The organism is Mycoplasma sp. 4423, assembly GCF_054353855.1.
This window is the reverse complement of sequence record NZ_JBTHHJ010000013.1, coordinates 26,335-32,550: the sequence shown is the minus strand read 5'-3', so window position 1 is coordinate 32,550 and position 6,216 is coordinate 26,335. Positions and strand designations below refer to the sequence as shown.

General features: G+C 23.6%; 10 protein-coding genes. 7 read left to right on the top strand and 3 right to left on the bottom strand.

Features of this window, described 5'->3' with window-relative positions; all coding sequences use genetic code 4:
• Positions 1 to 352 precede the first annotated feature (352 nt).
• On the top strand, positions 353 to 700 hold the full coding sequence (locus ACXYRN_RS03000) for a hypothetical protein (protein ID WP_458607620.1): 348 nt from the start codon (positions 353 to 355) through the stop codon (positions 698 to 700).
• Here the strand turns inward: ACXYRN_RS03000 and ACXYRN_RS02995 are convergent.
• The 3 genes from ACXYRN_RS02995 to ACXYRN_RS02985 all read right to left on the bottom strand — a co-directional run bounded on the left by ACXYRN_RS02995 (position 639) and on the right by ACXYRN_RS02985 (position 2,933).
• Positions 639 to 1,478 carry a S8 family serine peptidase gene (locus ACXYRN_RS02995; RefSeq protein WP_458607619.1) on the bottom strand — a complete coding sequence of 280 codons (840 nt, stop codon included), beginning with the start codon at positions 1,476 to 1,478 and terminating at the stop codon, positions 639 to 641. The genes ACXYRN_RS03000 and ACXYRN_RS02995 overlap by 62 nt on opposite strands.
• Before the next feature lie 233 nt (positions 1,479 to 1,711).
• Positions 1,712 to 1,945 carry a hypothetical protein gene (locus ACXYRN_RS02990; RefSeq protein WP_458597671.1) on the bottom strand — a complete coding sequence of 78 codons (234 nt, stop codon included), beginning with the start codon at positions 1,943 to 1,945 and terminating at the stop codon, positions 1,712 to 1,714.
• A 241-nt stretch (positions 1,946 to 2,186) separates the two neighbouring features.
• A complete protein-coding gene (locus ACXYRN_RS02985) occupies positions 2,187 to 2,933 on the bottom strand; it encodes a hypothetical protein (RefSeq protein ID WP_458597669.1) in 747 nt (248 codons plus the stop codon).
• A 328-nt stretch (positions 2,934 to 3,261) separates the two neighbouring features.
• Here ACXYRN_RS02985 and ACXYRN_RS02980 point away from each other — a divergent pair, with 328 nt between their 5' ends.
• The 6 genes from ACXYRN_RS02980 to ACXYRN_RS02955 all read left to right on the top strand — a co-directional run bounded on the left by ACXYRN_RS02980 (position 3,262) and on the right by ACXYRN_RS02955 (position 6,210).
• Positions 3,262 to 3,900: a beta/alpha barrel domain-containing protein gene (locus ACXYRN_RS02980; protein ID WP_458607618.1), complete on the top strand. Its 639-nt coding sequence runs from the start codon at positions 3,262 to 3,264 to the stop codon at positions 3,898 to 3,900.
• A gap of 83 nt (positions 3,901 to 3,983) precedes the next feature.
• Entirely contained in the window at positions 3,984 to 4,538 is a 555-nt protein-coding gene (locus ACXYRN_RS02975) for a hypothetical protein (protein ID WP_458607617.1), read from the top strand.
• Entirely contained in the window at positions 4,528 to 5,199 is a 672-nt protein-coding gene (locus ACXYRN_RS02970) for a hypothetical protein (RefSeq protein ID WP_458607616.1), read from the top strand. Before ACXYRN_RS02975 ends, ACXYRN_RS02970 begins: the two co-directional genes overlap by 11 nt.
• Entirely contained in the window at positions 5,192 to 5,488 is a 297-nt protein-coding gene (locus tag ACXYRN_RS02965; protein ID WP_458607615.1) for a hypothetical protein, read from the top strand. The genes ACXYRN_RS02970 and ACXYRN_RS02965 overlap by 8 nt, the downstream gene beginning before the upstream one ends.
• Positions 5,489 to 5,576: 88 nt before the next feature.
• Positions 5,577 to 5,945, top strand: a complete 369-nt coding sequence (locus ACXYRN_RS02960) for a PTS sugar transporter subunit IIA (protein WP_458607614.1) — start codon at positions 5,577 to 5,579, stop codon at positions 5,943 to 5,945.
• Complete coding sequence (locus tag ACXYRN_RS02955; RefSeq protein WP_458607613.1) at positions 5,935 to 6,210, top strand: PTS sugar transporter subunit IIB; 276 nt, start codon at positions 5,935 to 5,937, stop codon at positions 6,208 to 6,210. Before ACXYRN_RS02960 ends, ACXYRN_RS02955 begins: the two co-directional genes overlap by 11 nt.
• Positions 6,211 to 6,216: the final 6 nt, after the last annotated feature.

Below are 6,216 nucleotides of genomic sequence, written 5' to 3'. Positions count from 1 at the left end.
CTAAAATATAGGGAGAAAAATTTTTTTTCTTATTTATTTCCAGAAAAACAGGAGAAGTATCAACAGTAATTCATTTACCATCAACAAATTCTTGAAGTGATAAGTTATAATCAGAAAAACCTTTATAATTATCAGAATAAGATTGTAAAATTCCGAATTTTTTAGTTGTTTGTATAAAAATGGGCCATAAAACTCATTAGTTAATTCATTTTTATTTTCTAGTGTTTTCGCATGTTCTTTAAAAGGACCGTTATATGTTCTTGTATCAGCATTAGGATATATAAGTGGAAACCCAGAATGACCGAATAATGAAGTTATTCCAGCATTAAATAGTCATGATAATGATGCTTTTATGGTATCACCTTTTGAAGCATTAAAATGTTTGCTTTCTTTATTTATAGAATCTAGAAAACCAAAGTCAGTTGCAGAAAAAGTTTCAATATTTTTAGCAGCAATTAACATATTATTAAAATCTGGAATCCCTGCACCGTATTTATCACTAAATCCGTTTTTGTTTTTTGTATGTTCTTTGTCGCTTATCGAAATAGCAGCTGCACTTAGGATACTTTTGATTACTGGAATTCTAAATTCATTATTTAAATTAGGTTTTAATTTTAATAATGTTGAAATTAATCCGGTTATTGCAGGAGCAGCAAACGATGTTCCTTCTCTACCATCACTATCTTTAAAATTAAAATAACCTGGACAACAACTAGGGGTTTTGCTGGACCACCATTAGCATTATCTGTTTTATAATTTGAATATAATGCTAATTTGTTGTTTTTGACTGGAAATTTATAGTTTTTATCAAGGGCACCGACAGTTATAGAATTGTATGAAAGAGAATAATTATTGATTCAACCAGAATTTTGATCACCGATATTTTCGTTTCCGGCAGAAATAACATTAATCACTCCATACTTGCGCGATAAATAATCTAACAAGAAACTCTCTTCAGAATAAAATCTGTTATATCAATCTTTTTCCATACCATAGCTATGGTTAATTATTCTAATACCATAATATTTAATTAATTTTTCCAATTTAGTTTGTCAGTTGCCATTTCTAGAGTTGAATGAAGCAATATATAATTTTGCTGATTTATCAAAACCTTCTTCACCACCAATAATTGATGATACTTTTAACGAATGCTCTCATGTATTATTTTTGTTATCTATATCATTATTTAGAAATTCTACGGAAGTTGCGAAAAAATTATCTGTCTTAAATTTATCAAAAACACTACCAAATTCTAAAACTCCTACATCTAAACTGTTATTATCTGTCTCTGTTAAACTCTTTTTATATCCATTTTCAAAATTTAAGATTTTAAATATATCATTTTTGTTTAATATATCATATTTTGAAAAATTATACGAATTTGTATTACTTGAACCACCACCAGATGATCCAGTATATTTATCGAAATAAAGGTCAGAAAGAAAATTATCGTTTACTGTTGATTTGAGGATTTTCATATTATTTGTATATAAAATAATTTTTGCTATATTTTCATCTTCTTTGAGTGACTTAACAAACAATTCTCTCTGTTTTTCGTTATTAAAATAAAACCATACAATTGGTAATTCTTCACTTACTAGATAATTTTTAAATGAATTACCGGTAATTTTTACATTATTAATAAATTCGTTGCTCTTATAAAAAACTATATTAGGCTTCTGTGTGTCATCATTTAGGTTATATTGATGATTTAGTAAAATTTTAAGTTCAAAATTATTATCATTAAACCTTTTTTAGTTAATGACAATTGATTGATAAATGAATCTCTAACTTCTATTTTAAATTCTTTAAAATTATCATACCAGTTCTCTGATATAGTTATTTTCTGATTAAAATTCTTATTTATGTTTGATGTAATTACCATTGGAACTATTGATGTAATAAATAATGAAGTTCCTATTAGCATCTTAATTTTCTTTTTCAATACAACTCCTTAATTTATTATAAATAACAACTACTAATAAAATAATAGTTGATTCTTAGATATAGCAAATATAAGGTTTAATATTTAAATTCATTTTAATTAGTTTTTTAATATTTACACTCGTTTTATGCAATATCTAATTAAATAATAAACGAAAAATGTTGATAATATATAAAAGTAACAAAAAAAGCTTAATAAATTTCAATATTATTAATCTTTTTGCATATTATTTTTATACAATTTAGTTAATTAAATTCTTAGTAATGTTTCATAATTCGTTTATCCTTATTTTTTTAATTGATATGTTATTTATAAATCTTACAGCAGCGTGAATTAAAACTAATAAAGCTTCATTAGTATCTTTAAACTGCTGACCTTTAGCAGTCAGTTTTTGTGGTTGTCTTAAATAAAAATATAAACATCGATTTACAATTGACTTATAAAATAATTTTTTACCAAATCATCTATTTAATCTAGCAACAGAAATGTAGTCTTGAAAACGAATTTGTTGTTCGATAACCCCACTACGTTGTTTTTTGCGCTTTATTAAATATGAATTTTCAACAGAAAAATCGTTTATGCGATTTTTATCAAAATTGCTAAATTCTTGATCACTTATATGCATATTTACTTTAGTTTTAATATAAAAATATATATTAAAACTAATTAATGATAGATAAATTAAAAACAAACCAATATATACTCATATTATTCAAGTTTTATACCAAATTATGTTAATGATTTCTTCTTGTTGTTTTTCAGTGTAACTTTTTATTAAAATAACTTTTGCAGAAAATAATAATAAAAAAATAAAAGTTATGGTAGCAAAAAAAAGTAAGATTATTCAGTTATATAACATTCATGATTTAGTAGTTTTATAAATAACATTATTTATATAATATTTTCTTACATCGAAAGTGTCCTTTATGAATTTAAAGGAAAAAACAACTATTAATAACAAAATTAAGATCGAATATATATCTTTCATTATTCTCCTTATAAAATTATATATGAATATCTTATATAAATTTTTAATTTATTGTTTAGATGTATTTTGGTTAATTTAGAAATATTTAATGCATTAATTTAGTTAAAAATATTGTAGCTTGAATGTTATATTTGCTTATGAGCGACTAGTTTACCATTTTTAAAATATATACTTATAAACTATTTTTTTATACTTGTTCAATTAAATTATCATAATGTGGCAAAAATATGAAAAAATATTCATCAATATCCTATATTACACAACTTTATTCGCTATATATATATATATATAGGAAGCATAAAATTATTTATGGGTAATTGGAGATTTTATGAAATATTCACAATCTGTTGCTGCACTTAATTCATACATTTCGTTATCAAAACTTGATAGTTTAGTTAAAAATGGTATGAAACACATTCATATTGATTTTATGGATGGGGTTTATGTAAGTAATTTTGGGGTTACATTTGATCAAGCAGAGTTTTTAATTAATAGATATAAAAATGTGCATTTTGATGTGCATTTGATGTTAAATAATCCATATATTCATATCAAAAAACTAATTGATATAGGTTTTAAAACAATATTTATCTCTGCTGAAAAAGTAAATACAGAATTTTATAAAATCAAAAATAATTATCCACATATAGATTTTGGGATTATGCTACAAGCAAATGATGATCCAAGAAACTATAAAAATATTATTATAAATTCACAAAAAATACTTTTAATGACAATTGATGTTATAGGAAGAACAGGACAAAAGTTAAATCCTAAACTTCTTGATAAAACAAAAACTATCAAAAATATCAACTCGAACATCAAAATATATAGCGATGGTGGTTTAAGAAAAGAAAATGCATATTTATTTAGTTTGCATAATATAGATGTAGCGATTGGTGGATCTATCATATACTCATTTGCAGATGGAAAAGATTTTTGTAATTGATGAAAGGATAATTTTTAATAACCTTTCAAACCATTATTATTATAGTTTTATCAACTTTATTAGGATTTATTTTAATAGGTGTTATTATCTGAAGAATTTGATTGAAAGCAAACAATAAGGATGCTAAAAATATCAATAACAATATAGGATACACATCAAAAGCAACAGTTGATAAGTTATTAATCTTAAAAAACCTTACTCAATCAAGTGTTTTAACCAACATTTTAATTAAAAATTCTTATGCTAAAAAAGGATTTTCAATATTAACTGGTGTTGTAATAACACAAGAAAAAATTTTTGTTATTAGCAACATTATAACAAGTTCAAATTTTGAAAAAATAAAGATAGATTCAAACAGAATCCTGCTGCAAGCAAATAAGAAAAGTAAATATAAAGAAAACTTTAAAATGAGTTGATTAAATGAAATTAATAAATGAATGAATCATAAATTTAAAGACTTTTTTGAAATAATAATACTCATAGATGAAAATATATCATCTGAATTAATCGATAATAATAGTCCATATCGTACCTTAAATATAAACTCCCTTTCAAAAGAAATTTCACAGTTATCAAAAAAGAATTTAAATGCAGAAAAAGTTGTTGAGATGTTATTGAAAAGAAACTTATTTAAAAAAAGCAATAATGCAATTTAACATCTTCGGTGCGTTAGTTTTAATAATAATTTTACTCATACAACTATTTATTCATTTTGTTTATTCGTTTAATTTAAAAATTAAGTATCAAAGAGTTGGGTTGAATATTAATGATAGGTTTTTGGTTAAGTTAAAGCAAGATATTGAATCAAGACATCATAAATCATTTGTTATAAGTTTAAAAACATCATATTTTAAAACATCATTGGATATTAAAAGATCAATTTTATATCTTGATAAGGAGTATCTTGATTCAAATATATATGCTTTAGTAAATTTAGTTTATTTTTATCATAAAACACTACATACAAGTGCTAAATGAAATATCAACCAAGAAATTTTAAAGTGATTTGTATTTATATTAACAACTGTTTTGTGAACAGTCTTAATGATGAACTTTTGAATTGCTTTTATTGTTATTTTGTCTTTTATAACGATTGTTATAACAATAGATTTTGCAGTTAATTATAAATTATCTAAACAAATTTATATACTTACAAAAAATTATTTTATAGAAAATTTTTATAACCAACATCTTGTATTGATATTGAGTTATTTAAAGTATAAAAAATTATTTATCCTAAGCAAATATAGTAATTTTTATATCAAATTTATTAGTGAAATTGTTTATAAATTTAAACATTGGGGAAATGATGAATAAAGAGAAAATTATTGAACATCTTATTTATAAATATGAAATGGATTTGGAGTATTTAAAATCATTAAATGATAAACAACTAAAAAATTTATATAAACAAAAAGAAAATGAATCATTAATAATTGCTAAGAATCCAAATAAATTCTTTTATATCAAAAGTTTACCAATACCAAAAGAATATAAGCACAAAACAACCATCAAAGGTGGAAAAATAATTTTCTTAACTTTTATCATTATGCTTATTTTGTTGTTTGTTTTGTTTATTACTGTCGCATTTATAAAATTTAAATAGGAGAAAAGATGAAATTATTTGATTTAAGTATGTTAGAGTTTCGAAAAGATATAACAGACTGAAAACATGCAATCCATATTGTGTAAAAATGCTAGTTGAAAATAAAAAAGCAACTTGAAAACTTGAAGAAAAAATTTTAGAATCAACAACAAAATATGGGGCATATTATGTCTTAGAAAAAGGTATTGCTTTAGTGCATGCACCAGCAGGAGAACACTGCATTGAACCAGCAACATCAACATTAATTTTGGATAAAGAAATAGTTTTTAATGGCCAAAAAGAAAAAGCTGCAAAAATAATTATCACATTATCTGCTCCAGATAATGATTCTCATTTTCTGTTGATTTCACAGTTTGCACAATACTTTATGGATGTAGATTTCAAATCAAAAGCACTAGCAGTAAGTGATAAAAGTGAATTTATAAATTTATTAACAAGGAGTAAATATGAATTTTAGATGTGTATGTGGTTCTGGTTTGGGTTCATCGCTACTATTAGAGATGAATGTTAAATCAGTTTTAGATTCATTAGGTGTTGAATATGACAGTGTTGAACACACTAATATTTCATCATTTAGCAAAAATGGTGTAGATTATGTTGTAGTTGGAGCAGATGTTGCACCAGCACTAGATTTTCCGAAAGAAAAAATGGTTGTTTTAACTAACATATTATCAAAAACTGAATTAGAAACTAAGTTAAAAGCATTATTAAACTTAGTTTAGAAAGGA